Below are 22477 nucleotides of genomic sequence, written 5' to 3' on the forward strand. Positions count from 1 at the left end.
CATGGCGACCCGCTCGCAGACGGCGGCTGTGCTGCTCGCCGGTGCACTCGCCCTCGCCGCCTGCGGAAGCGGCGGCGCACAGGCCCCCGCCGCGCAGAGCGGCGGCAAGACCCTCGTCATCGACACGTCCTTCGACCTCAAGACGGCCGACCCCGGACGCACGTACGAGCCGACCGGTCTGATCGTGGGCAAGGCGACGTATGAGACCTTGCTCACCTTCGACGGCGGCGACGTGACGAAGCCGGTGCCCGCGCTCGCGGAGTCCTACGAGCTGTCCGAGGACGGCAAGGTCCTGACCCTCAAGCTCAAGCAGGGCTCGACCTTCGCCGACGGCTCCGCCGTCACCGCGGACGACGTGGTCTTCTCGCTGACCCGGGTGCGCGACATGAAGGGCACCCCGTCGTTCCTGCTGGACGGGGTCGAGATCGCCAAGACCGACGACTCGACGATCACCCTGACGTCCGGGAAGGCCAACGCGGCGCTGCCGTACATCCTGCCGAACCCCGCACTCGGCATCCTCAACAGCGATGTCGCCAAGCAGAACGGCGCGACGACCGACCCGCAGGACAAGGCCGAGCAGTACCTCAACGCGAACTCCGCCGGGTCCGGGCCGTACCTGATCGAGTCCTTCAACGTGAGCAGCCAGGTCGTGCTCAAGGCGAACCCGAAGTACCACGGGACCAAGCCGGCCTACGAGAAGGTCGTGATCCGCAACGTCGAGGCGGCCACGCAGAAGCTGAACGTGCAGCGCGGCGACAGCCAGGTGGCGCTGAACCTCTCCGGCGACCAGGTCACGAACATGCCCGCGACCCTGCAGGTGAACAAGACCGCCTCGGCGAACGTCATCTTCCTGCTGGCCAACCAGGACTCCGCGGTCAGCAAGACCACGCCGAACCCGAAGTTCGTGGAGGCCGTGCGCAAGGGCGTCGACTACACGGGCCTGCTGGAGCTGGCCGGTGAGGGCTCGACGCAGGCGCCGGGCGTGATCCCGTCGCAGCTGCTCGGCGCGCTGCCCGCGGACCAGGCGGTCAAGCGCGACGTCGAGGGCGCCAAGGCGGCGCTGGCGGCGAGCGGGCTGGCGAACCCGACGGTCAAGCTGGAGTACCCCACGGAGCTGACCGTCAACGGCCTGTCCTTCCAGCCGCTGGCCGAGCGGATCCAGGCCAACCTCAAGGAGGTCGGCATCACGGTGGACCTGCAGCCGGCCCCGGTGACCACGGCGCTGGACAACTACCGCAACGGCAAGGAGGAGATGGGCCTGTGGTACTGGGGCCCTGACTACCCGGACCCGAACGACTACCTCGCGTTCCTGCCCGGCCAGACGGTCGGCAAGCGGGCCGGCTGGCAGAGCGGCGCGGCCAAGGACATCGAGGCGGCGGGCGAGAAGGCGGGCGCCGCGATCGGCGACGAGGCCCGCAAGGAGGCCTACTTCGACGTGCAGACCAAGCTCAACGCCGCCGGGCCGTTCATCCCGCTCATCCAGCCGGGCCAGAACATCGTGACGGCCGCCTCGGTGACGGGCCTGGAGTACCACCCCGTCTGGACGGTCGACGTGGCCGACCTGGGCGCGAAGTAGCGCACAGTGCCCGACAAGCACGTGCCCGACAAGCAGGCGCCCAAGAAGGACGCACCTGAGAAGGACGTACCCGATAGGGGCGTACCCGATAAAGGCGTGGCGGTCGCGGCGGCGCCGCGCCCGGTCAGGCGGCGGCGTGAGGTGCCGCCGCTGGCCAGGTTCCTGATCCGGCGGATCCTCATGGCCGTCCTGCTGGCGTGGGGGATCACGCTGGTGACGTTCGTGCTGACGAACCTGGTCCCGGGCGACCCGGTGGCGGCGAACCTGGGCCAGCGGGCGCTCGGCGATCCGGCCATCGTCGCGCAGTGGCGCGCCGAGCACGGCCTGGACAAGCCCCTGTGGGAGCAGTACGTGCTGCACCTCGGCGGCGTCCTGCAGGGTGACCTCGGGATGAGCCAGCAGAGCCACCGCCCGGTCAGCGAGGACCTGGCCGAGTACGTGCCCGCGACGCTGGAGCTGGCGGGCGTGGCCATCGTCATCTCACTGATCCTCGGCGTGGCGTTCGGCGTGGTGGCCGCGCTGCGCCGGGACCGGCTCTCGGACCACGTGCTGCGCGTGCTGAGCCTGGTCGGCATCTCGGTGCCGACGTTCTGGCTGGCGCTGGTGGCCTTCTACGTGTTCTTCTACCGGCTGCAGATCACGCCAGGCAGCGGCCGGGTCGATCCGGCGCTGGGCGCGCCGCCGGGCGTGACCGGGCTGCAGACGGTGGACGCGCTGCTGGCGGGCCGGTGGGACATCTTCACCTCCGCCGTCGGCCACCTGATCACGCCCGCCCTGGTGCTGGCGCTCTACACGATCGGGCTGCTCACCCGCTTCACCCGGTCGGCGGTGCTGGAGGTGCTGGGCCAGGACTACGTGCGCGCGGCCAGGGCCAAGGGGCTGCCCGGCAGGGTGATCCTGTTCCGTTATGTGCTGCGCTCGGCGCTGGTGCCGATCATCACGGTGGCGGGCCTGGCGTTCGGCAGCCTGCTGTCCGGCACCGTACTGGTGGAGGCGATCTTCGCCTGGCCCGGCATCGGCCAGTACGCCTACAAGAGCGCCACCAGCCTGGACCTGCCCGCGGTGATGGGCGTCGGCCTGGTGGTGGGCGTGGTCTATCTCGCCATCAACCTGATCGTGGACGTGCTGTACGGCGTGATCGATCCCCGAGTGAGGCTGCAGTGAAACGGGATCCTCTGGCCCGCAAGGGCCTGCTGAGGCGACTGCCCGAGGCGTGGCGGCAGCCGCTGGCGGTGGCCGGCGTGGTGATCGCGCTCGGCTGGCTGGTGATCGCGCTGGCCGCGCCGGTCCTGGCTCCGCACGACCCGCTCGCCCAGGACCTGCCGCGGCTCGCCGCGCCCGGTCCCGGGCACTGGTTCGGGACCGACCAGCTCGGGCGCGACATCCTGAGCAGGGTCATGTACGGCGCGCGGGTGTCGATTCCGCTGACCGTGGTGCTGGTGGCGCTGTCGCTGGTGATCGGCGGCCTGCTCGGCGCCTGTGCCGGATATTTCGGCCGATGGGTGGATGAGTCGATCATGCGGCTGGCGGACCTCGTGTTCGCCTTCCCGACGGTCATCCTGGCCATGGTGGTGGCCGCGGCGCTCGGGCCCAGCCTGACCAACGCCGTGCTGGCCGTGCTCGTCGTGGCCTGGCCCGCGTACGCCCGCGTCACCCGGGGGCTGGTGCTGGGGGTGCGGGAGCGCGAGTTCGTGCTCAGCGGGCGGCTGCTCGGCTTCTCCGCCTGGCGGTCGCTCCGCGTCGACGTGCTGCCGAACGTGACCGGCCCGATCCTCGTGCTCGCCACCCTGGACATCGGCACCGCGCTGCTGCTGCTGTCGGGCCTGTCGTTCCTGGGGCTGGGCGCCAAGCCGCCGTCCCCGGAGTGGGGCGCGATGGTGTCGTCGGGCGTCGAGGTCTTCGACAGCTGGTGGGTGGCGACGTTCCCCGGCCTGGCGATCCTGACCGTGGTGCTGGCGTTCAACTTCCTCGGCGACACGCTGCGCGACGCGCTCGACCCGCGTACCGCCCGGGCGATCAAGGAGCGTGCGCTGTGACACTGGCCATCACCGACCTGAAGGTGACCATCGGCGGCAAGGACATCCTGCGCGGCGTCGACCTGTCACTCCAGGAGGGCAGGGTGCACGGCCTGGCCGGCGAGAGCGGATCGGGCAAGACCATGACCGGCCTGGCCGTGCTCGGGCTGCTGCCGCACGGCGCGCGCGCCACCGGCAGCATCGCGCTCGGCGGGCGCGAGCTGCTCACGCTCGCGAACAAGGAGCTCAACCAGGTACGCGGCGGCGAGGTCGCCATGGTGTTCCAGGATCCCGCGACGAGCCTGCACCCGATGCTCACCATCGGCCGGCAGCTCACCGAGCACATGCGCCACCACCTGGGCCTCGGCAAGAAGGAGGCTCGGGCCAGGGCGGTGGAGCTGCTCGCCAAGGTGCGCATCCCCGGTGCGGAGGAGGCGTACGGGCGCTTCCCGCACCAGTTCTCCGGCGGCATGCGACAGCGCATCGCCATCGCGATCGCACTGGCCTGCTCGCCGAAGGTGCTGATCGCCGACGAGCCGACGACCGCGCTGGACGTGACCGTGCAGGCGGGCGTGCTGCGGCTGCTGCGCGGGCTGTGCGACGAGCTCGGCCTGGCCGTGCTGCTCGTCACGCACGACCTCGGGGTGATGTCCGCCGTCGCGGACGAGGTGAGCGTGATGAAGGACGGCCTGGTCGTGGAGAGCGGCCCGCGTGGCCGGGTGCTGCGCGAGCCTTCGCATCCGTACACCCGCTCCCTGCTCGCCTCCCTGCCCGATACCGCCACTGATGAGGGGGTTCGATGAGCCTGCTGACCATCGATGACCTGGTCGTCGAGCACCGCTCCCCCGGCCGTCCCGTCGTCAGGGCGGTGGCGGGCGTGAGCCTGGAGGTGAACGCGGGCGAGGTCGTCGGCCTCGTCGGCGAGTCCGGCTGCGGCAAGTCCACGCTGGCCCGCGCCGTCTGCGGCCTCAACCCCGTCACCGAGGGCCGGATCGCCTTCGACGGTGAGCCGGTGACGCCGCTCGGGTTGCGGCGCAGGAAGCTGACCGGCATCCAGATGGTCTTCCAGGACCCGTACGCGTCCCTGAACCCGCGCCGCCGGGTGGGCGACCAGATCGCCGACGGCCTGCGCACCGCGGGCGACACCGCCACCGAACCGGCCGACCTGCTGGAGCGCGTCGGCCTGCCGCGCGACTTCGCCGGGCGGCACCCGCACGAGTTCTCCGGCGGCCAGCGGCAGCGCATCGCCATCGCCAGGGCGCTGGCGGCCAGGCCGCGGCTGCTGATCGGGGACGAGCCGATCTCCGCGCTGGACGCCTCCGCCCAGGCGCAGGTCGCCACCCTGATGCGGGACCTGGCCGTGGACTCCGGCGCGGGGTTGCTGTTCATCAGCCACGACCTGTCGGTGGTGCGGCTGATCGCCGACCGGATCGCGGTCATGTACCTGGGCCGGATCGTCGAGGTGGGCGACACCGCCGAGGTGTGGGCCGACCCTCGCCACCCCTACACGCGGGCGCTGCTGGGAGCCATCCCGAAGCCCGACGGGATGGGCGTGCTGCCCGCCGAGTTGCCGGGCGACGTGCCGGATCCGGCGGATCCGCCGCAGGGCTGCCGGTTCAACCCGCGCTGCCCGCAGGTCATGGACGTGTGCCGGGTCAAGGAGCCGGAGTTCGGCCCGGTCGCCTGCTGGCTGCACGAGCCGTCCCCTGCCGGGACCGCGTGAACGGCCTGCCATGACCGTAGACGCCACGTATCCGGATCCGGGCGCGCGGGCCGTGCGGGACCGGCTGGTCGCCGTCCGGGCGGCCATGGCGCGGGACGGGGTGGACGCGCTGGTGCTGCGGCCCTCGCCCGACTTCCGGTTCCTGGGCGGGCGGGGGGCGGGCTTCCTGGTGGTGACCATGGACGAGGTGGCCGAGACGGGCGACCCCGCGCCGTACGTGCCCGATGACGCGCGGCGGGTGGGCGTCGATCCGGAGATGCGGGTCCGGGAGCTGTTCGGGCTGGCGATCGAGGCGGAGCTGGTGCCGGCCGCCACCGTGCTGGAGCCGCTCAGGCTGCGCAAACTGCCGGGAGAGGTCGACGCGGTGAGCCGGGCGGCGCGGGCGGCGGAGGCGGTGCTGGACGGGGCGGGCGAGCTGGCCTGGTTCGGCGCCACCGAGCGGGCCATGGCGGCCAGGCTGCGGGCGCTGCTGCTGGAGACCGGGTGCGAGGAGGTCCTGTCGGTGCGGGTGGCCGCGGGCGAGCACACCGCCCGGCCCGGCCACCTGCCGGGTGGGCGGGTGATCAATCCGGGTGACGCGCTGCTGGTGTCGCTGTGCGGCCGGTGGGACGGCTACTGCGCGGAGGTGGCGCGCGTCTTCGCCGTCGCCGAGCCGCCGGAGGACTTCGAGGCCATGTACTCGGTGGTGCTCGCCGCTCATCACGCGGCCCTGCGCTCGGTACGGCCCGGCGTCCCGGCCGACGAGGTGGCCGCGGCGGTCGCGGACGTGATCGACGGCAGCGGCTACGGCCGGTTCGCGGCCCCGTGCGCCGGCCGGGGCGTCGGCCTCGGCCATGACGAGGGCCCGCGTCTGCGTCCCGGCGACGGCACCGTGCTGGCGGCCGGGATGACGCTCTGCGTCGAGCCGGCGATCTACGTACCCGATCTGTTCGGGGCGCGGCTCGCGGACGTGGCGGCCTGCACCGGGGAGGCGGCCACGGTGCTGACGACGAGCCCGCACACACTGCGCGTCCTCGACCACTGAGATCAGGCCGCTGAGACTCGGCCGCTGGGAGGCTGGGCGCGTAGGACGCCCCGACGAAGACCGTCGCCCTCTTGGTGGTCTGGCACGAATCCCTCGCGCGCGCCGTCGCGTACCGTCGCGATGACATCCGATGCACCGAGAGGGACGACGGCATTGATCGCCATCAGGGAGCTCCACGAGATCGGGGAGTTCGAGCAGGTCATGGCGCTGTTCGAGGACATCTGGCAGTTCGATCCGGGCGGGCAGCCGATCACCGTGGAGCTGATGCTGGCTCTGGCGCACGCGGGCAACTACGTGTCGGGCGCCTTCGTCGGCGACCGCCTGGTGGGGGCGTCCGTGGCGTTCTTCGCGGCGGGTTCGGCGCTGCACTCGCACATCACGGGCGTGTCAGGGGTCCCCGGTGCGGGGCTGGCGTTGAAGCTGCACCAGCGGCGCTGGGCGCTCGATCGCGGGCTGGAGCGGATCACCTGGACGTTCGATCCGCTGGTGCGCCGCAACGCGCACTTCAACCTGGCCAAGCTCGGCGCCAGGCCGGAGGAGTACCTGCCGGCCTTCTACGGGGTCATGGACGACGCGATCAACCAGGGTGACGAGTCCGACCGGGTGCTCGCCGTCTGGCCGCTCACCGCGCCGCACGTCGAGTCTCTGGTACGGCGCGGCGCCGTGCCGGTCGCCTTGCCCGAGGGGGCGGTGGTGGCGCTGGCCGATGAGAAGGGTCGCCCGGTGTACCGGCCGCACGAGGGCGCCGCGACCGTACTGGTGGCCGTGCCGGTGGACGTCGAGGGGTTGCGACGCGCGGACCCGGGAACGGCGAAGGCGTGGCGGCATGCCGTACGGGATGTCTTGGGCGGCATGCTGGCAGCTGGACGAAAAATCACCGGATTTCACGACAAATCGTTCTATGTAGTGGAGAGTGCGTGAAGATCACAGGAGTTGAGCTGCGCCGGATCGCGATGCCGCTCGTCGCGCCGTTCCGCACCTCGTTCGGCACCGAGACGGTCCGCGACGTGCTGCTGGTCCGGGTCGTGACGGCGGACGCCGAGGGCTGGGGCGAGTGCGTGGCGATGTCGGAGCCGCTCTACTCCTCCGAGTACGTGGACGGCGCGGCGGAGGTGATCCGCCGCTTCCTGCTCCCCGCGCTGCCGGACACCGTGGACGCCCAGTCCGCGGGCCGCGCGATGGAGCACGTCAAGGGCCACCGGATGGCCAAGGCGGCGGTGGAGACGGCCGTGCTCGACGCCCAGCTCAAGACGGCCGGCGAGTCGTTCGGCCGGTTCCTGGGCGCGACCAGGGACCGGGTGCCGTGCGGCGTCTCGGTCGGCATCATGGACTCCGTCCCGCAGCTCCTCGACGCGGTCGCGGGCTACCTGGACGAGGGCTATGTCCGGATCAAGCTGAAGATCCAGCCCGGCTGGGACGTGGCGCCGGTCAGGGCGGTGCGCGAGCGGTTCGGCGACGACGTCCTGCTGCAGGTGGACGCCAACGCCGCGTACACGCTCGTCGACGCCCGCCAGCTGGCCAGGCTGGACGACTTCGACCTGCTGCTCATCGAGCAGCCGCTGGCCAACGACGACTTCGTCCAGCATGCCAAGCTCGCCAAGCTGCTGCGCACCCCGATCTGCCTGGACGAGTCCATCGAGTCGGCCGAGCACGCGGCGGCCGCGATCGCGCTCGGTTCGTGCTCGATCGTCAACATCAAACCGGGCCGGATCGGCGGCTACCTGGAGGCCAGGCGCATCCACGACCTGTGCCGGGCCAACGGGATCGCGGTGTGGTGCGGCGGCATGCTGGAGACGGGCCTCGGCCGGGCGGCGAACGTGGCGCTGGCGGCCCTGCCCGGCTTCACCCTGCCGGGCGACACGTCCAGCTCGCGTCGCTACTACGCCACGGACATCACCGAGCCGTTCGAGCTGTCGGACGGCCACCTGGCGGTGCCCACGGGACCGGGCATCGGCGTGGACCCGATCCCGGACATCCTGGACGAGGTCACCACGTCCAAGGAGTGGATAGCCCTCTGAAAGGACATGCCCCCTGCGGCTTCCGGCCGCAGGGGGCATGGTCGTCGACCGCCACGCGGGATGCGCCGCCCGTCAGCGGTGCAGCCGGGGCACCGCCTCCAGCAGCATGCGGGTGTAGGGATCGGCCGGCGCGGAGACCACGTCCAGGGTGGGCCCGTGTTCGACGATGCGGCCGCGGTGCATCACCGCGACCTCGTCGCACACATAGCGCACCACGGCCAGGTTGTGCGAGATGAACAGGATCGGCAGCCCCAGCCGCTCCCGCAGCGACCGCACCAGGTTGAGCACCGCCCCCTGCACCGACACGTCCAGCGCGCTGGTGATCTCGTCAGCGACCAGCAGGTCGGGCTCGGCGCCGAGGGCGCGCGCGATGGCGACCCGCTGCCGCTGCCCGCCGGACAGCTCGCGCGGATAGCGGCCCGCCACCTCGCCCGGCAGCGACACCAGGTCGAGCAGCCGCGCCACCTCGGTGACGCGGGCCCGCGCCGGCAGCCGCAGCAGCCCCTCCGCCACCGACTCGCCGACCTTCATCCGCGGGTCGAGTGAGGCGTACGGGTCCTGGAAGACCATCTGCACCCTGGACACCCCGGTGATGGTCCCGGAATACGGCACCAGGCCGCTCACCGCCTTGGCCAGCGACGACTTGCCGCTGCCCGACTCGCCCACCAGCCCGACGATCCGGCCGGGCGGGACCTCCAGCGTGACGGAGTCGACCGCGGTGAACGCGCCGAAGCGCACGGACAGGTCCTCGATCTTCACTTGGCCTCCCAGCAGGCGACCTGGTGCGCGTCGCCGTACACGGACAGAAGGGGACGGTCGGCCGAGCAGCGGGCGGTCGCCAGCGGGCAGCGGGGGGCGAAGGCGCAGCCGTCGCCGACCTCGGCCGGGCCGGGCTGGCGGCCGGGGATGCTGGCGAGCGGGAGGGTCCGGTCGGTGTCCATGTCCGGCAGCGAGGTGATGAGCGCCCGCGTGTACGGGTGGGCGGCGCCGGTGGCGAGCCGGTTCACGGGCAGTTCCTCGACCACCCGGCCCGCGTACATGACCACGACCCGGTCGCACAGCTCGCCGACGACGGCGATGTCGTGGGAGATGAACAGGCCCGCCGCGCCGGTCTCCTCGGTCACCTCGCGCAGCAGCCGCAGGATCTGCCGCTGCACCGTGACGTCGAGCGCGGTCGTCGGCTCGTCCGCGATGATCAGCCTGGGGGTGCCCATGAGGCCCATCGCGATCACCGCGCGCTGGCGCATGCCGCCGGACAGCTCGTGCGGATGCTTCTTGGCCTGCTCTCCCGGCTCGGGCAGGTGCACGTGGCCGAGCCGGTCGACGGCGCGCTTGCGCGCCTCTTCGCGGCCGGCTCCCTGGTGCACGACGGCCACCTCGGCGAGCTGGCCGCCGACCTTGAGCGCCGGGTTGAGTGAGGCCATCGGGTCCTGGAACACCATGGCGAGCGAGGTGCCGAGCTCCTTGCGGCTGAGCTCGGTGACGTCCTTGCCGCACAGCCGCAGGCGGCCGTAGGCGACGGTTCCCGGGTAGGGGACGAGCCCGCCGACGGCGGCCGCGGTCAGCGACTTGCCGCTGCCGGACTCGCCGACCACCCCGACGATCTCGCCGGGCCGTACGCTCAGCGAGAGTTGCCGGACCGGGGTGACGCCGCCGGGGAAGGTGACGGTCAGGTCCTTCACCTCCAGGACGGCGTCCTCGTCGGGCTCCCCCGGGTCCGCCGCCACGGGGGTGGTGGACGTTTTTCCGGGTACGGTCGTGCGGGCGGCCCTCCTGGCCAGGGTGTCGCCGAGGAGGTTGAACCCGATGCCCGCGAGCGCGACGGCGACGGCGGGCCCGATCGCCACCTCGGGGGTGACGTAGATCCTGCCGAACCCGTCGAACAGCAGCCGCCCCCAGTCGTACGACGGGGGCTGCACGCCGAGCCCGAGGAACGACATGCCGGCCAGGCCGAGCAGCGCGCCGCCGAGCGCCTGGGTGAGATGGAGGATGAGCGGCTCGGCGATGTTGGGCAGCACGTGCCGCAGGAGGATGCGGCGGCGGGGCACGCCCAGCATGCGGGCGGCGGAGACGTAGTCGGCGCCGGCCACGGAGGCGGCGAGCGTCTGGGTGAGCCGGGCGAAGCCGGGCGCGATGGCCACGCCGATGCCGAGCACCGCGCCACGGGCGCCGAGCCCGGCGACGACCGCCGTGAACATGGCCAGCAGCAGCCCGGGGAAGGCCACCAGTGCGTTGACCGTGCCGGTGACGAACCGGCCGAGCCTGGTGGGCAGCACCGACGGCAGCGCGCCGAGCACGATGCCCACGACGGCGCCGATGGCAGCGGCCGCCAGCGCCAGCAGCAGCGAGAACCGGCCCGCGACCAGCACCCGGGCGAGCAGGTCGCGGCCCAGGTTGTCGGTGCCGAGCGGGTGCGCGGCCGAGGAGCCCTGCAGGATGGAGCCCGCGTCGATGAGGGCCGCCTGCTCGCCCCAGATGGGTGGCCCGATCACGGCCAGCACCACCATCAGGCCGACCAGAACGGTGCCCGCGATCGCCGAGGGAGTGCGGAACATCACGACTCCTTGATGGCGGAGGTCGGGTCGCTCATCCCGAGGACGACGTCGACCAGCAGGTTCACGAGCAGCACGATCGCTCCGTAGACGAGGATGACGCCCTGGGCCACCGGGTAGTCCTTCTGCGTGATCGCCTCGACGATCTTCATGCCCAGGCCGGGCCAGGCGAAGACGTACTCCACCAGCACGCTGCCGGCGATCAGCGAGCTCAGCAGCAGGCCGCCCAGGGTAAGGGTGGCGGTGAGCGTGTTGGGCAGGACGTGCCGCAGGTGCAGCCGGCCGGCGGGCAGCCGTTTGGCCCTGGCCAGCCGCACGTAGTCGGTGCCGAGCACGCGCAGCGTCTCGACCCGCGCGATGCGGGCGATCATCCCGATCGGCCCGACGGCCAGCGCCAGCACGGGCAGCACGTACGACTCCGGCCCGTCCTTCCCGGCCGGCGGGAAGAGCTTGAGGCTGATGGCGAACACGGTGACCAGCGCGATGGCGTACAGGAACTCGGGCACGGCCACGACGGCGCTGGTGGCCGTGCCGAAGCCGGCCTCGGTGCCGCGGTTGCGGCCGTTCTCGGTCCGTACGGCGGCCCACATGCCGAGCGGGATCGCGGCCAGCAGCGCGATGACGGTGGCGAGCAGGGCGAGCGCCAGCGTGTTGGGCAGCCTGACGGCGATCACCTCGACGACCGGCTCCCCGGTGAGGAACGAGGTGCCCATGTCGCCGGTGAGCAGCCCGGAGACGTAGGTGGTGAGCTGGGTGAGGATCGGCTGGTCCAGGCCGAGCGCCGCCTGGCGGGCCTCGACCAGCTCGATCGGCGCGGCCGGGCCCAGCGAGGCCCGCACGGGGTCGCCGGGGATCAGGTGGATCATCGCGAACGAGGCGAGCACCAGCACCACGAGCGAGACCGCGAACCGCACGAGCCGCCGGAGGACCGGACGGCTCGTGGGGCCCGTAAGGATGGTCGCGGCCACTCAGCTTCCCTGGGTGAGCCGGATGGTGGAGGCGGCGAACAGGCCGCCCATCATCTCGAAGGTCGCGTTCTTGGAGGCCAGCAGCAGGGTGTTCTCCACGACGGGGACCAGGTCGGCGTTCTCGAACAGCGCCGACTCCGACTCCAGCCACAGCTTGCAGCCCGCCTCACCGGGCGTCTTCTGCGCCTCGGTCACCAGCTTCTCGTAGCGGTCGTTCTTCAGGTGCGCGAAGTTGGCGCCCTTGGGGGCGGCCGGTCCGGACAGGAAGCCGACGAGCTGGGTGGGCAGCGTGACCGCGATCGGCAGCCAGAACACGTCCCAGTCCTGGGTGACGTTGAGCGACTCGGCGAGCTTGGTGTCGAGCAGGCCGACCAGCTTCACCTCGACGCCGATCTTCTTCCAGGCGGCCGCCATGTACTCGGTCGCGGCCTGCACGCCCGGCCCTCTCGTGGTCGCGTAGAGCAGGCGCAGGCTCAGCTTCTTGCCGTCCTTGGCCCTGATCCCGTCGGCGCCGACCTTCCACCCGGCGGCGTCGAGTGCGGCGGTGGCCGCCGCGGCGTCGAACGCGGGGACGTGGCCGGTCACGGTGTCGCCCTTGCAGGGGCGGGGGTCGAGGACCAGACCGGTCGGAGGCCGTCCGGTGCCGCTGGAGGCGATGCCGGACAGCTCCTGGAGATTGATGGCCTGGGTGAGCGCCTTACGGACGGCGGGGTCCTTGGCGGGCCGGTCGTCGCCCTGGTGGTAGAAGAACTGGCCGTTGCCGGAGGGCGGCAGGACCTTCTTGATGCCGGGCGTGGCCTCCAGCCGGGTACGGTCGGGGCCGTAGAACTGGGCGGCGTTGATGCTGCCGGCGATGAGCAGGTTGGCGGCCGTCTGCTCGTTCGGCACGACCTTGACCACGACCTGCTCAGGCAGGTCCTTGCCGGTGGCGCCGTCACGGCCCCAGGCGTAGTCCCTGCGCGCCTTGAAGGTGTACTGGTTGCCCGGCGCGGCCTCGGTCAGCACGAACGGGCCTGAGCCCGAGGTGCCGCGGGTCAGCTTGGAGCGGTCCTTGAGTCCCTCGCCGCAGACGATGAAGAGCGACTGGGCGGTCTGCAGGATGAACGAGAACGGCTCGGGCGTGGCGAGGGTGACGGTCCCGGCGGCGTCGTCGGCCTCGGCCTTCATGCCGGTGGGCACGAACACGCCGTAAATGGGCGATTTGGTGTCCGGGTCGGCGATGTGGTTGACGGTGTCGGCCACGTTGGAGGCGGTGAGCTTGGAACCGTCGGAGCAGGTGACGTCCTTGCGCATGGTGAACGTGACGGCGTCCGGCTTCACCTCCCACTTCTCGGCGATCCCGGGAGCCGGCGATCCGTCGGCGGCGGTGTTGAGCAGGCTGTCGTAAGCGAGCGAGAGCACCGTGTTGGTGACCGACAGCACGCCCGTGGCGGGGTCGAGCGCGCCGGGGTCCGCGGCGATCGCGTAGGTGAAGGTGCCACTGGTGGAGACCGGCCCGGCCGCGGGGGCGTCCGCGGGGGCGTCCGCACCGCCGCAGGCCGTGGCGAACAGGGCCAGGGAGAGGGCCGCTGCTGCTTTTTTCATGGGAACTCCGGGAACTGGGAGGTGATGCCCCACCTTGTCCGCTGGTTGCGCCGCGTTCTTCGTGCCCGGTGACGAAATGTCCGACCGATCTGGTGCTAGGGCCCGAAGATCCGCATCTGCAGGGTCACGGTGAGTCTCGCGTCGGGGTCGGCCAGGTCGAGCCCGCTGATCTCGACGAGCCGCTTGAGCCGGTAGCGGAAGGTGTTGGCGTGGACGTGGACGCGGGCGGAGGCGAGGTTGACGTCGCCGAACGCGTCGAGGTAGGCCCGCAGCGTGGCGACCAGCTCGCTGCCGTGCTCCTGGTCGTGGGCGAGCAGCCGCTGGTAGGGGCCGGTGGGCGTCTGCTCCTCGGCGCTGGCGACGTCGGCGACCTGCAGCAGCAGCGACTCGAAGTGGACGGTGGTGTAGCCGGCCGCCTCGCCCGAGGTGCCCCGGGCGCGCAGCACGCGCAGCGCCCGGTCGGCGTCGGCGCGCGACCTGGCCACCTGCCCGAGGCTGGCGGCCAGCCGTCCGACGCCGATGTTGGCCGGGTGGCGGGGGCCGACCCTGGCCAGGAAGTCCTGGGCGATGCGCACGGCCCGCGCCTCCTCGTCCGCGCCGCCGTCACCGTCGCCGGAGGTGATCGGCAGCACCGCGTAGGCGACGGAGCCGACGAGCGCGGCGGCCGCCTTGGGGTGGATGGTGGCCACGTGCAGGGCGAGCGCGTCGCAGAAGCGCTGCCGGTCGCTCTCGCCGCGCGCCGGGTCGGCCTCGGGCGTGTCGGTCAGCTGGGCGGCCAGCACGCACAGCCGCTGGGTGGCGACGCCGAGCCGGCCCGCCGCCTCGGCCGCGCCCGAGCCGCCCGCGAGCACGGTGGACAGCAGGTCGGCGCGCAGCCGCCGCTGGGTGTCCGCCCCGGCCCGCTCGCGCAGCAGCCGCAGCGCGACGACCTTCGCGGCGTCGGCGAGCGCGCGGTGCCGCTGCTCGGTCAGCGGCTCGTGGACGGCGGCCCAGATGGAGCCGAGGATCTCGTCGCCCGACCGCACGACGATGGCGGTCCTGTTGGTGAGGTCGCCGGGCAGCTCCATGTAGACCGGCTCGCGGCTCTGGTAGAGCTCCTTGAGCAGGCCGCGCTCGTCCAGCATGCGCTGGTAGCGCTCGGGCACCTGGCGGCCCAGCACGGTCTCGATCCGGCCGGCGTCGGCCTCGTCCTGACGCCCGGAGTAGGCCAGCACCCGCGAGGACCTGTCCTCGATGGTGACCGGCGCGTCGAGCAGCGCGCAGAGAGCGTTGGCCAGCGAGAACAGGTCGCCGTGCGGCTCCTCCCCCGGCTCGGCCAGCTCGCCCTCGGCCAGCAGCGAGCGCAGCAGGGCGGCGACCTGCGCCCAGGAGGCGGCCCTGGTCAGGCCGAGCACCGCCACCCCGGTCTCCGCGACCGCCGCCCGGACGAGCTCGTCGACGTCGACGGGCACCTTCACCACGATGCCGGCGGCCTGGCCGGCGGACCGCAGCAGGGCGCCGATGTCCTCGGCACGGTGGATGCCGACGGCCAGCACGATCCCGCCCGGCGGCACCAGCAGCTCGTCGAGCGGGTCGTAGATGTGCACCCCGGTGACCTCGGCGTCCAGGTCGCCGGGTGAGGCGGCCACGTCGAGGACCGTGCTGCCCAGGTCGTGCAGGATCCTTCCCAGGCTGGCGCGTGGACGGCTGCTCATCCACTCACCATAGGCGTCGTACAGCGTCATCCGGCCCGCAGCCGGTCCACCGCCAGGCGGGCGGCCCGCCCGATCGCCGCGTCGGCCGCCGGATTGCGTCCGCCGAGGTCATGGGTGCGCAGGAACACCGCGACGGCGTACCGCCCGCCGTCCGGATACTCCACCACGCCGGCCTCGTTGCGGATCCCCCAGAGCGTGCCGGTCTTGCCGGAGACCCGCACCTCCGAAGGGAATCCGGAGGAGAGCCGGTGCGGCCAGACCTGCTCGCCCATGATCTTGCGCACCTCTTCGCACGCCTCGGCGGGCCCCGCCTCGTCCCGCCAGATGCGGGCGAGCAGCGTGGTGGTCTCGCGGGGGGTGCTGGAGGTGGTGCGCCCGGGGTCGCGCACGGCCAGCGGCTCGATCAGCTCGCGCGCCATCCCGTCCACCTCCACGGTGCCCAGCTCGGCCTCCACCTGCGCGAACAACTCGGCGCAGCCGCCGATCAGCCTGGTGCGCCGCAGCCCGAGCTCGGTGAGGGTGGCGTGCACCCGGTCCAGGCCGACCCGGCGCAGCAGCACGTCGGTGGCGGCGTTGTCGCTCATCGTCAGCGTGAAGTGGGCGAGGTCCCGGAGCGTGAGCGAGACGTCGTCGGCGCAGCCCGAGGTGCCGATGCCGCCGTCCTTGTCCGCCGCCGTCACCGTCAGCCGCTCGGTGCGCTCCAGCTCCCCGGCCGCGGCCTGCCTGGCGTACTCCAGCACCACCGGGATCTTGAACACCGAGGCGAGCACCACCGGCTCGTCGGGGTCGAGCCCGACCTCGGCGTCGCCGTCGACCTCGCGGGCGTGCACGAAGCCGCGCGCGCCCGCGTCGTCGAAGATCTGCCGCACGTCATCCCCTCTTGGGAGTGGCGCGCGCGCCCAGATGCACGTACGGGGCGCCGTCCTCAAGCTGGTAGAACACGGCGGACAGCCAGTCGGGGTCGCCCTTCCTGCGCCCGACGAAGGTGACCTCGTCGACGGGCACGAAGTCGATCTCCTCCGGCCCCTGCAGGGCCGCGAGCGGGCCGGTCGGCTCCATGAGCAGCCGCAGCCCGCCCTCCTCACCTGTGCGCTCGGTGAACGTCATGCGCGATCCGGCCCGCTCGTAGACACCCGCGTAGCGGGCCACGTCGACCTGGACCGGCGTCTGCGGCGGGCCGAGCGTGGGCGGCACGGTCAGGCCGTCGAGCTCGGCGAACAGCTCGGTGGCGACCGCCTTGGTGAAGGCGCCGCTGTGGCCGCCGTTGGCCGTCACGCAGACGATCGTGCCCGTGTCGGGCACCAGCCACAGCATCGCGTGCTGGCCGATGGTGTTGCCGCCGTGCGAGACGACCCGCCGGCCGTCCCACTCGTCGAGGATCCAGCCGACGCCCCACTGCTTGCCGAGCGTGTGCGGGTTGGGGACGTCGGCCTGCGGCTCCCACATGGCCTGAGGGTCGTCCAGCAGGCCGCCTTCGAGGTGGGCACGGGCGAAGGCGACCACGTCGGCGGGGCGGGCGCAGATGAGCCCGGCGGGCCCGGCCGAGCGCATGAGGCCCCAGACCGGGGCGGTCTTACCGCCTTCGACGTGGCCCATGGCCGCGCGGAAGCGCAGCACGTCCTCCGGCAGGGTGGCGGTGTGGGTGAGGCCGAGCGGCTCGATGATCCGCTCGCGCAGCACCTCGTCCCAGGTCTTGCCGGTCAGCTTCTCCAGGATGCGCCCGGCGACGGTGAAGCCGGAGTTGCAGTAGGACTGGGTGACGCCGAGGGGGTGGTTCTGCGCCAGGTCGGCGCAGGCGGCGACGTACTTCTCCACGCAGTCGTCGCCGCGGCCGGTCTCCAGGAACAGGTCGCCGTCGATGCCGCTGGTGTGCGACAGCAGGTGCCTGATGGTGACGGTCTTGGTGACCTCGGGGTCGGCGACCTTGAACTCGGGCAGCACCTCGGCCACCGTCGTGTCCAGGGTCAGCTCGCCCCGCTCGACCGACTGCATCAGCATGGTGGCGGTCCACACCTTGGTGACCGACCCGATCTGGAAGAGCGAGTCGGTGGTGGTCTCCACGCCGGTGTCCGTGTTGAGCACGCCGGCGGCGAACTCGTGGACCTGACCGTCGTGCAGGTAGGCGAGGGCCGCTCCCGGCACCTCGTACTCGGCGATCAGCTCGGCGAGCCGGTGACCCATTGTTCCAGCCACGCGATGATCCTCTCGTTGTAGTCCAGTCGGTGTGAGGGGCGTCCGTTGAGCAGGAACAGATGGGACGCACCGGGATAGCGCACGAGCCGCACGGGCACGCCGTGCACGCGCAGCGCCGCGAACCACTGCTCGGCCTGGCCCACCGGGCACCGGTCGTCGTTCTCGCCGTGCAGGATGAGGGTGGGGGTGGTCACGTCCGCCACGTGGGTGAACGGGGACTGCGCGACGACGTCACCCCCGCATTCGAACTTCTGCAGCGGATACCCCATGTCCGAGGTGCCGCCCATGCTGGTCAGGTCGGTCACGGCCCCGCCCGGGACCGCGGCCCTGAACCTGCCGGTCCTGGTGGTGAGCCAGCAGGTCATGTAGCCGCCGTAGCTGTAGCCGGTGACGGCCAGCCGGTCGGGGTCGGCGACTCCCTCGGCGACCAGGTCGTCCAGCGGCGCCAGGAAGTCGTCGGCGTCGGCCAGTCCCCAGGCGCCCACGGCCGCCGTGTAGAAGGCCTCGCCGTACCCGTCGCTGGCCCTCGGGTTGACGGTCAGGACGGTCCAGCCGCGGGCGGCGAGCACCTGGTGGTAGAGGTGGGCGCCGTCGAAGACGGGCGCCCACGCGTTGTGCGGGCCGCCGTGCACGTCCAGCAGCAGCGGGGACGGCCCTTCCAGCGTCTCGTCGCGCAGCACGAACCCTTCGACGGGGGTGCCGTCGGGCGCGGTGAACGTACGGCGGCGCGGCACGTACAGCTCGACCCCGTCGAGGCCGTACGCGGCGATCGGCCCCTCCACGTCTGTCAGGTGGACGTCTCCGGCGGTGTGCGGGGTTGTGGCGACATAGGCGATCTGTCCGGCGGCGGCGCTCATGCCGGAGATCGAGACGTCCCCGCCTATCAGCTTGGCCGCCTCACCCGGACGCGTCACGGGCATCGAGTAGAGGTGCGTGCAGCCCGCGTCCCTCGCGGTGAACAGCAGGTCTTCGCCGCGGAGCTGCGGCGGGGCGCCCGGGTAGCCGGGGCCGCCGGTCATGACGTTGCGGTCGAGCCCGGTCTCCAGCTCCACCAGCCCGTCCGGTTCGAGGGTGAACAGCCTGGTGTGCCCGACCAGGCTGAGCAGCCCGGCGACCACCAGCCGCTCGCCCAGCCACCACACGCCGGTGCAGACCACCCCGTCGGCGGACAGGCGCTTGGGCTCGCCTCCGGTCAGCTCGACGGTGTAGACGGAGCTGGACAGGTTCACGTCGCCGTCGGGCTCCATCCCGGCCGTGAAGGCGAGCTGCCGGCCGTCGGGCGACCATGAGGGCGGGCCGACGTGGAAGTCCCCCTCGGTGAGCCGCACCGCCCCACCCTCACCCGCGCCGCCCGCTCGTTCAACCCCTGCCCGGCCTTCGGAGCCGGCTTCTTTCCCGGGCGCGCTCTCGCGTGGGGTCGCCGGGATCACGAACAGATGGGTGCGGACGCCGCGCAGCAGTCCGGCGCCGTCCGCCTTGTAGTCCAGGCGGTCCGTCACCACGGGCGCGTGCGGCTCGACCTCGCCGTGCGCGCCGGCGTACGCGATGAGAGTGCCGTCAGGCGACCACACCGGCGCGCCCGCGCCGAGCGGCGCGGCGGTGAGCGCGGCGGGCTCGCCGCCGTCCATGGGCAGCAGGTGGATCTGCGGGACGCCGTCCACGGGCTTCAGGTACGCCAGCGCCCGGCCGTCCGGCGACCAGCGCGGGCAGAATCCCTCCGCGAGCCGCCGCGGCTCCGTGCCGGGGCCCGCGAGCCAGATCTCCGTACGGTTCTCGTCCGGATCCTTCCGGGAACCGGTCAGCGTGTAGGCGACGGCACCCCCGTCGGGCCGCAGCTGGGGGTCGGACGGCACGGTGATCCGGAAGAGGTCGTCCAGCGAGAGGCGGGGCATAGGCGAACGCTAGGCGAGCACCGCCCCGCCTGCTTCGGTCTGCAGGACGAACGCGCCCGCCCGAGTTGTCCGCCCGGCCAAACGGAATAATCCGTTGTCGGCGATTGCTCACATCGTCACTATGGTCTTCATGATCCGGCACGCTCAGCTGACGACGCCCGCCATCGCGGGCGCGTTCGGGCATGCCTGCGACGGCCTGGAGCGCTGACCTCTTCCCGTAAGTCCTGAGAGTGACCCGGCGGGGGGAGGTAGCGGCCCTGTCACGGGTCACCACGCATCCAGGAGTCGTAAGGAAGGGATCATGGCCAAGCAGGCCTATGTGCGCAGCAAGCCGCACCTCAACATCGGCACGATGGGCCACGTCGACCACGGCAAGACCACGCTGACCGCGGCGATCACGAAGGTGCTCGCCGAGCGCGGGCAGGCGACGTACACGCCGTTCGAGCGGATCGACCGCACCCCGGAGGAGGCCTCCAGGGGCATCACGATCAACATCTCGCACGTCGAGTACGAGACCGCCGGCAGGCACTACGCGCACGTGGACATGCCGGGCCACGCCGACTACGTGAAGAACATGATCACGGGGGCGGCGCAGCTCGACGGGGCCATCCTCGTCGTGTCCGCGCGGGACGGCATCATGCCGCAGACCAGGGAGCACGTGCTGCTCGCCAGGCGGGTCGGCGTCGAGCACCTGGTCGTCGCCGTCAACAAGGCCGACGGCGCGGACCCGGAGCTCACCGACCTGGTCGAGCTGGAGCTGCAGGACCTGCTCGACGAGCACGGCTACTCCGGCACCCCGATGGTCCGCGTCTCCGGGCTGCGCGCCCTGGAGGGCGACCCGGTCTGGACGGCGTCGATCGAGGCGCTGCTCCAGGCGGTGGACGACCACATCCCGGTGCCGGTGCGGTACGTGGACGCGCCGTTCCTGATGCCGGTGGAGAACGTGCTCACGATCACCGGCCGTGGCACGGTCGTCACCGGGGCCATCGAGCGCGGCGCGGTCAAGGTCGGCGACACGGTGGAGGCCGTCGGCTTCGGCACCGGCGTCACCGCGGTCGTGACCGGCGTGGAGACGTTCGGCCGCACGATGGAGCGCGGCGAGGCCGGCGACAACGCCGCCGTCCTGCTGCGCGGCGTGCAGCGCCGGGAGGTGCGGCGCGGGATGGTGCTGGCGGCTCCGGGCAGTCAGCGCGGTCACCGGTCGTTCACCGCCCGGGTCTACCTGCTCACGGCGGACGAGGGCGGGCGGCGCAAGCCGGTCGCCTCCGGCTACCGGCCGCAGTTCTACCTGCGCACGACGGACGTGCCGGGCGAGCTGCTGCTGACCGAGCCCGCCGAGCCGGGCGACACCATCGAGGTGCCGATCCAGTTGGGCAAGGCCGTGGCGCTGGAGCCGGGGCTCGGCTTCGCCATCCGCGAGGGCGGACTGACGGTGGGCGCCGGCACTGTGCTCACCGTCACGGACTGAGGTAACGCCCGCTGCCCTCAGGGGCTCGACTTGACTCCTGCCTCAGCTCGGATGCGAGCTGAGGCAGGAGTCATCGTCTCCAAGGCTCTGTTCAGGACCCCATCTTCTGAAGCATTGACACGGCCATCCGGCCTCTTCCCCATATTAAGGTGGCGGTCCGGAACCTCACCGAGAAGACGTCCGAGATCCGTCCTCGTCGTCGATCAGCAGGAAGTCGGGCCGGTTCTCGCGCCATTCGGGCACGTCCATCGAGTTGAGCACGGAGAACAGCTTCTTCTCCTCGTAAATGAAGTGCGTCTGCATGACCGCCGACAACGCCACCACCTCCTCGCGTACCTTGGCGGCCGTGGCCGGATCCGGTTCCTCCGGGAGGGACTCGAGCAGCTTCTGTAGATTCCCCAGCAGCCAGTCCAGCTGGTTATGGTCGGCGCGCAGGTCGGAGAGCACCTTGCGCAGCTCGGGGAACTCCTCGGCGATCGCCGGGAACGCGCCCCTGTCCTCGCCGGTGTGGTGACGCGTCAACGCCGTGCAGAAGGAAAGGCAGTGCGCACGCAGGTCGCGGGGCGGCAGCCCGTTGCCGTCGAAGTAATCGTCGACGCTGTCCTGGAGGTCTTCCAGCATCTCGCGGAGCCAGATATGCACTTCGAGTAACTGTGTGCCCATGGCGGTGAGACGGCTGCCCGCCTCGGATCGTGCATCCATACTCTTCCTTAACATGGGTTACGGTCGTCCAAGCACGTCACGCGAACCAGGTGATCGCCTGCCCGTGCGATCGGGTCCAGGCGAGCGGGATCCCGTCCAGTGCGAGCACGTTGTACAGCGCCTCGCCCGGCGGCATCGGAAGCGTGTCGTAGGCCAGCACGTCCAGCCCCTCGTTCGCGATCCAATGTCCGGATAGTCCGCTTACCACCTCGGCGAACCTTACCCGTCGCGATGCCGGCACGTGGTGCAGCACCGAGCTGTGGAACACCACCAGCGTCGCGTCGGGCGGGGCCTGCGCGGCCAGTGCCGGCAGGTCGTCCACCAGGTCGCCCCGTACGAGCAGCGGCGGGTCGGCTGCGACGACGGCCGCCGCCGCCCGCAGCCGGGCGCGGCGATGCGTGTGTTCCGGCCAGATGAGGGCGTCGAGCCAGGCGAGATCCGCGGGGTCGGTCACATCGAGGGGGTTCAGGTCCAGGCCGGCCCGCCACACCACCTGGGGCAGGCCGGTCGGCGGCACCGTATGGGTGGCCGTGCAGGCCAGGACCGGGTCACCGGAGCCGACCTGATGATCGCCGTAGCGGTAGGCGTACCGGTCGGGGTAGAGGCACAGCCCGGCGGACGCGCCGACCTCCAGCAGCGCGAGCGGCTGCGGAAGCGCGGCGAGCACCGGCAGCAGGACGGCACACCGTCCGGCCTCGTTCGTCTGCGTGATCCGGCTGCGCACCTCCGCCTCGATCACCGGCCAGTTGGCGACCGTGTAGTCATGGAACGCGGCCGGGTCCTCGACCGGCCCGCCGAGCAACCGGACCACTCCGAACAGCAGGTTCGGCTGCCGCTTGGCCGGCGGAAGCGCGGCGATTAGGGCCAGGAGCTTGTGATCCCGGGTCACCGCGGAGGCCAGGCGCTCGTACGCGGGCGATATGCCGCGCGCCTCGCGCGCGGCGAACTCGGCGTAGATCGCAGCGATCGTCATATGCCGATGATCGCAGCGAACTCCCCCGCACTCACCTCCACTGGCTGACGCGGTCCTGGATCATCTTGTCAGGACCTCCCAGGTGGAGGTGCGCA

19 protein-coding genes and 1 pseudogene are annotated in these 22477 nt (G+C 71.9%); 9 read left to right on the top strand and 11 right to left on the bottom strand.

The window, feature by feature from the left end; genetic code table 11:
- Window position 1: 1 nt before the first annotated feature.
- The gene (locus ACIBQX_RS02315; RefSeq protein ID WP_396999698.1) at window positions 2-1576 is read left to right on the top strand and encodes an ABC transporter substrate-binding protein; all 1575 of its coding nucleotides are present in this window, start codon (window positions 2-4) and stop codon (window positions 1574-1576) included.
- Window positions 1577-1623: 47 nt separating this feature from the next.
- On the opposite strand, the pseudogene ACIBQX_RS02320 reads toward ACIBQX_RS02315, so the two are convergent.
- Window positions 1624-1758, bottom strand: a pseudogene (locus ACIBQX_RS02320) (hypothetical protein); the annotation flags it as partial.
- Between ACIBQX_RS02320 and ACIBQX_RS02325 the strand changes: the two are divergent.
- The 7 genes from ACIBQX_RS02325 (at window position 1718) to menC (ending at window position 8356) form a co-directional block, all read left to right on the top strand.
- Window positions 1718-2740 (top strand): ABC transporter permease, encoded by a 1023-nt coding sequence (locus ACIBQX_RS02325; RefSeq protein ID WP_396999700.1) that lies wholly within the window; start codon window positions 1718-1720, stop codon window positions 2738-2740. The pseudogene ACIBQX_RS02320 and the gene ACIBQX_RS02325 overlap by 41 nt on opposite strands.
- Window positions 2737-3612, top strand: coding sequence for an ABC transporter permease (locus ACIBQX_RS02330; RefSeq protein ID WP_396999702.1), 876 nt, complete (start codon window positions 2737-2739; stop codon window positions 3610-3612). Before ACIBQX_RS02325 ends, ACIBQX_RS02330 begins: the two co-directional genes overlap by 4 nt.
- Entirely contained in the window at window positions 3609-4394 is a 786-nt protein-coding gene (locus tag ACIBQX_RS02335) for an ABC transporter ATP-binding protein (RefSeq protein WP_396999704.1), read from the top strand. Before ACIBQX_RS02330 ends, ACIBQX_RS02335 begins: the two co-directional genes overlap by 4 nt.
- Window positions 4391-5314, top strand: coding sequence for an ABC transporter ATP-binding protein (locus ACIBQX_RS02340; protein ID WP_396999706.1), 924 nt, complete (start codon window positions 4391-4393; stop codon window positions 5312-5314). Before ACIBQX_RS02335 ends, ACIBQX_RS02340 begins: the two co-directional genes overlap by 4 nt.
- 10 nt (window positions 5315-5324) lie before the next feature.
- Window positions 5325-6338, top strand: coding sequence for a M24 family metallopeptidase (locus tag ACIBQX_RS02345; protein WP_396999708.1), 1014 nt, complete (start codon window positions 5325-5327; stop codon window positions 6336-6338).
- A gap of 153 nt (window positions 6339-6491) precedes the next feature.
- A complete protein-coding gene (locus tag ACIBQX_RS02350; protein ID WP_396999710.1) occupies window positions 6492-7259 on the top strand; it encodes a GNAT family N-acetyltransferase in 768 nt (255 codons plus the stop codon).
- Window positions 7256-8356 carry an o-succinylbenzoate synthase gene (menC, locus tag ACIBQX_RS02355; RefSeq protein WP_396999712.1) on the top strand — a complete coding sequence of 367 codons (1101 nt, stop codon included), beginning with the start codon at window positions 7256-7258 and terminating at the stop codon, window positions 8354-8356. Before ACIBQX_RS02350 ends, menC begins: the two co-directional genes overlap by 4 nt.
- A gap of 72 nt (window positions 8357-8428) precedes the next feature.
- On the opposite strand, the gene ACIBQX_RS02360 is transcribed toward menC, so the two are convergent.
- From ACIBQX_RS02360 to ACIBQX_RS02395, 8 genes are all read right to left on the bottom strand, one after another.
- Complete coding sequence (locus ACIBQX_RS02360; RefSeq protein ID WP_396999714.1) at window positions 8429-9115, bottom strand: ABC transporter ATP-binding protein; 687 nt, start codon at window positions 9113-9115, stop codon at window positions 8429-8431.
- A complete protein-coding gene (locus ACIBQX_RS02365) occupies window positions 9112-10911 on the bottom strand; it encodes a dipeptide/oligopeptide/nickel ABC transporter permease/ATP-binding protein (RefSeq protein ID WP_396999716.1) in 1800 nt (599 codons plus the stop codon). The genes ACIBQX_RS02360 and ACIBQX_RS02365 overlap by 4 nt, the downstream gene beginning before the upstream one ends.
- Window positions 10911-11876: an ABC transporter permease gene (locus ACIBQX_RS02370; protein WP_396999718.1), complete on the bottom strand. Its 966-nt coding sequence runs from the start codon at window positions 11874-11876 to the stop codon at window positions 10911-10913. Before ACIBQX_RS02370 ends, ACIBQX_RS02365 begins: the two co-directional genes overlap by 1 nt.
- Window positions 11877-13460: an ABC transporter substrate-binding protein gene (locus tag ACIBQX_RS02375; RefSeq protein ID WP_396999720.1), complete on the bottom strand. Its 1584-nt coding sequence runs from the start codon at window positions 13458-13460 to the stop codon at window positions 11877-11879.
- Between the two features lie 95 nt (window positions 13461-13555).
- Entirely contained in the window at window positions 13556-15154 is a 1599-nt protein-coding gene (locus ACIBQX_RS02380) for a PucR family transcriptional regulator (protein WP_396999722.1), read from the bottom strand.
- Between the two features lie 26 nt (window positions 15155-15180).
- On the bottom strand, window positions 15181-16023 hold the full coding sequence (locus tag ACIBQX_RS02385; RefSeq protein WP_396999724.1) for a serine hydrolase: 843 nt from the start codon (window positions 16021-16023) through the stop codon (window positions 15181-15183).
- Between the two features lies 1 nt (window position 16024).
- Window positions 16025-17347, bottom strand: coding sequence for a serine hydrolase domain-containing protein (locus ACIBQX_RS02390; RefSeq protein ID WP_396999726.1), 1323 nt, complete (start codon window positions 17345-17347; stop codon window positions 16025-16027).
- Window positions 17311-19239 (bottom strand): S9 family peptidase, encoded by a 1929-nt coding sequence (locus ACIBQX_RS02395; RefSeq protein WP_396999728.1) that lies wholly within the window; start codon window positions 19237-19239, stop codon window positions 17311-17313. The genes ACIBQX_RS02390 and ACIBQX_RS02395 overlap by 37 nt, the downstream gene beginning before the upstream one ends.
- Before the next feature lie 301 nt (window positions 19240-19540).
- Between ACIBQX_RS02395 and tuf the strand changes: the two genes are divergently transcribed.
- Window positions 19541-20707, top strand: a complete 1167-nt coding sequence (tuf, locus tag ACIBQX_RS02400; protein WP_396999730.1) for an elongation factor Tu — start codon at window positions 19541-19543, stop codon at window positions 20705-20707.
- A gap of 165 nt (window positions 20708-20872) precedes the next feature.
- Here tuf and ACIBQX_RS02405 read toward each other — a convergent pair whose 3' ends face one another.
- Window positions 20873-21409, bottom strand: a complete 537-nt coding sequence (locus ACIBQX_RS02405; RefSeq protein ID WP_396999732.1) for a hemerythrin domain-containing protein — start codon at window positions 21407-21409, stop codon at window positions 20873-20875.
- Between the two features lie 37 nt (window positions 21410-21446).
- Window positions 21447-22382, bottom strand: coding sequence for a DUF2332 domain-containing protein (locus ACIBQX_RS02410; protein ID WP_396999734.1), 936 nt, complete (start codon window positions 22380-22382; stop codon window positions 21447-21449).
- Between the last annotated feature and the right edge of the window lie 95 nt (window positions 22383-22477).

Source organism: Nonomuraea sp. NPDC049714, from assembly GCF_044465295.1.
Lineage (GTDB): Bacteria > Actinomycetota > Actinomycetes > Streptosporangiales > Streptosporangiaceae > Nonomuraea.

What these genes read in the sequence shown, in the direction of transcription:
- ACIBQX_RS02410 (WP_396999734.1), bottom strand. Translation starts at nt 22,382, where the DNA reads ATGACGATCGCTGCGATCTACGCCGAGTTCGCCGCGCGCGAGGCGCGC.
- tuf (WP_396999730.1), top strand. Translation starts at nt 19,541, where the DNA reads ATGGCCAAGCAGGCCTATGTGCGCAGCAAGCCGCACCTCAACATCGGC.
- ACIBQX_RS02340 (WP_396999706.1), top strand. Translation starts at nt 4,391, where the DNA reads ATGAGCCTGCTGACCATCGATGACCTGGTCGTCGAGCACCGCTCCCCC.
- ACIBQX_RS02365 (WP_396999716.1), bottom strand. Translation starts at nt 10,911, where the DNA reads ATGTTCCGCACTCCCTCGGCGATCGCGGGCACCGTTCTGGTCGGCCTG.
- ACIBQX_RS02375 (WP_396999720.1), bottom strand. Translation starts at nt 13,460, where the DNA reads ATGAAAAAAGCAGCAGCGGCCCTCTCCCTGGCCCTGTTCGCCACGGCC.
- ACIBQX_RS02405 (WP_396999732.1), bottom strand. Translation starts at nt 21,409, where the DNA reads ATGGATGCACGATCCGAGGCGGGCAGCCGTCTCACCGCCATGGGCACA.
- ACIBQX_RS02315 (WP_396999698.1), top strand. Translation starts at nt 2, where the DNA reads ATGGCGACCCGCTCGCAGACGGCGGCTGTGCTGCTCGCCGGTGCACTC.
- ACIBQX_RS02345 (WP_396999708.1), top strand. Translation starts at nt 5,325, where the DNA reads ATGACCGTAGACGCCACGTATCCGGATCCGGGCGCGCGGGCCGTGCGG.
- ACIBQX_RS02395 (WP_396999728.1), bottom strand. Translation starts at nt 19,239, where the DNA reads ATGCCCCGCCTCTCGCTGGACGACCTCTTCCGGATCACCGTGCCGTCC.
- ACIBQX_RS02380 (WP_396999722.1), bottom strand. Translation starts at nt 15,154, where the DNA reads ATGAGCAGCCGTCCACGCGCCAGCCTGGGAAGGATCCTGCACGACCTG.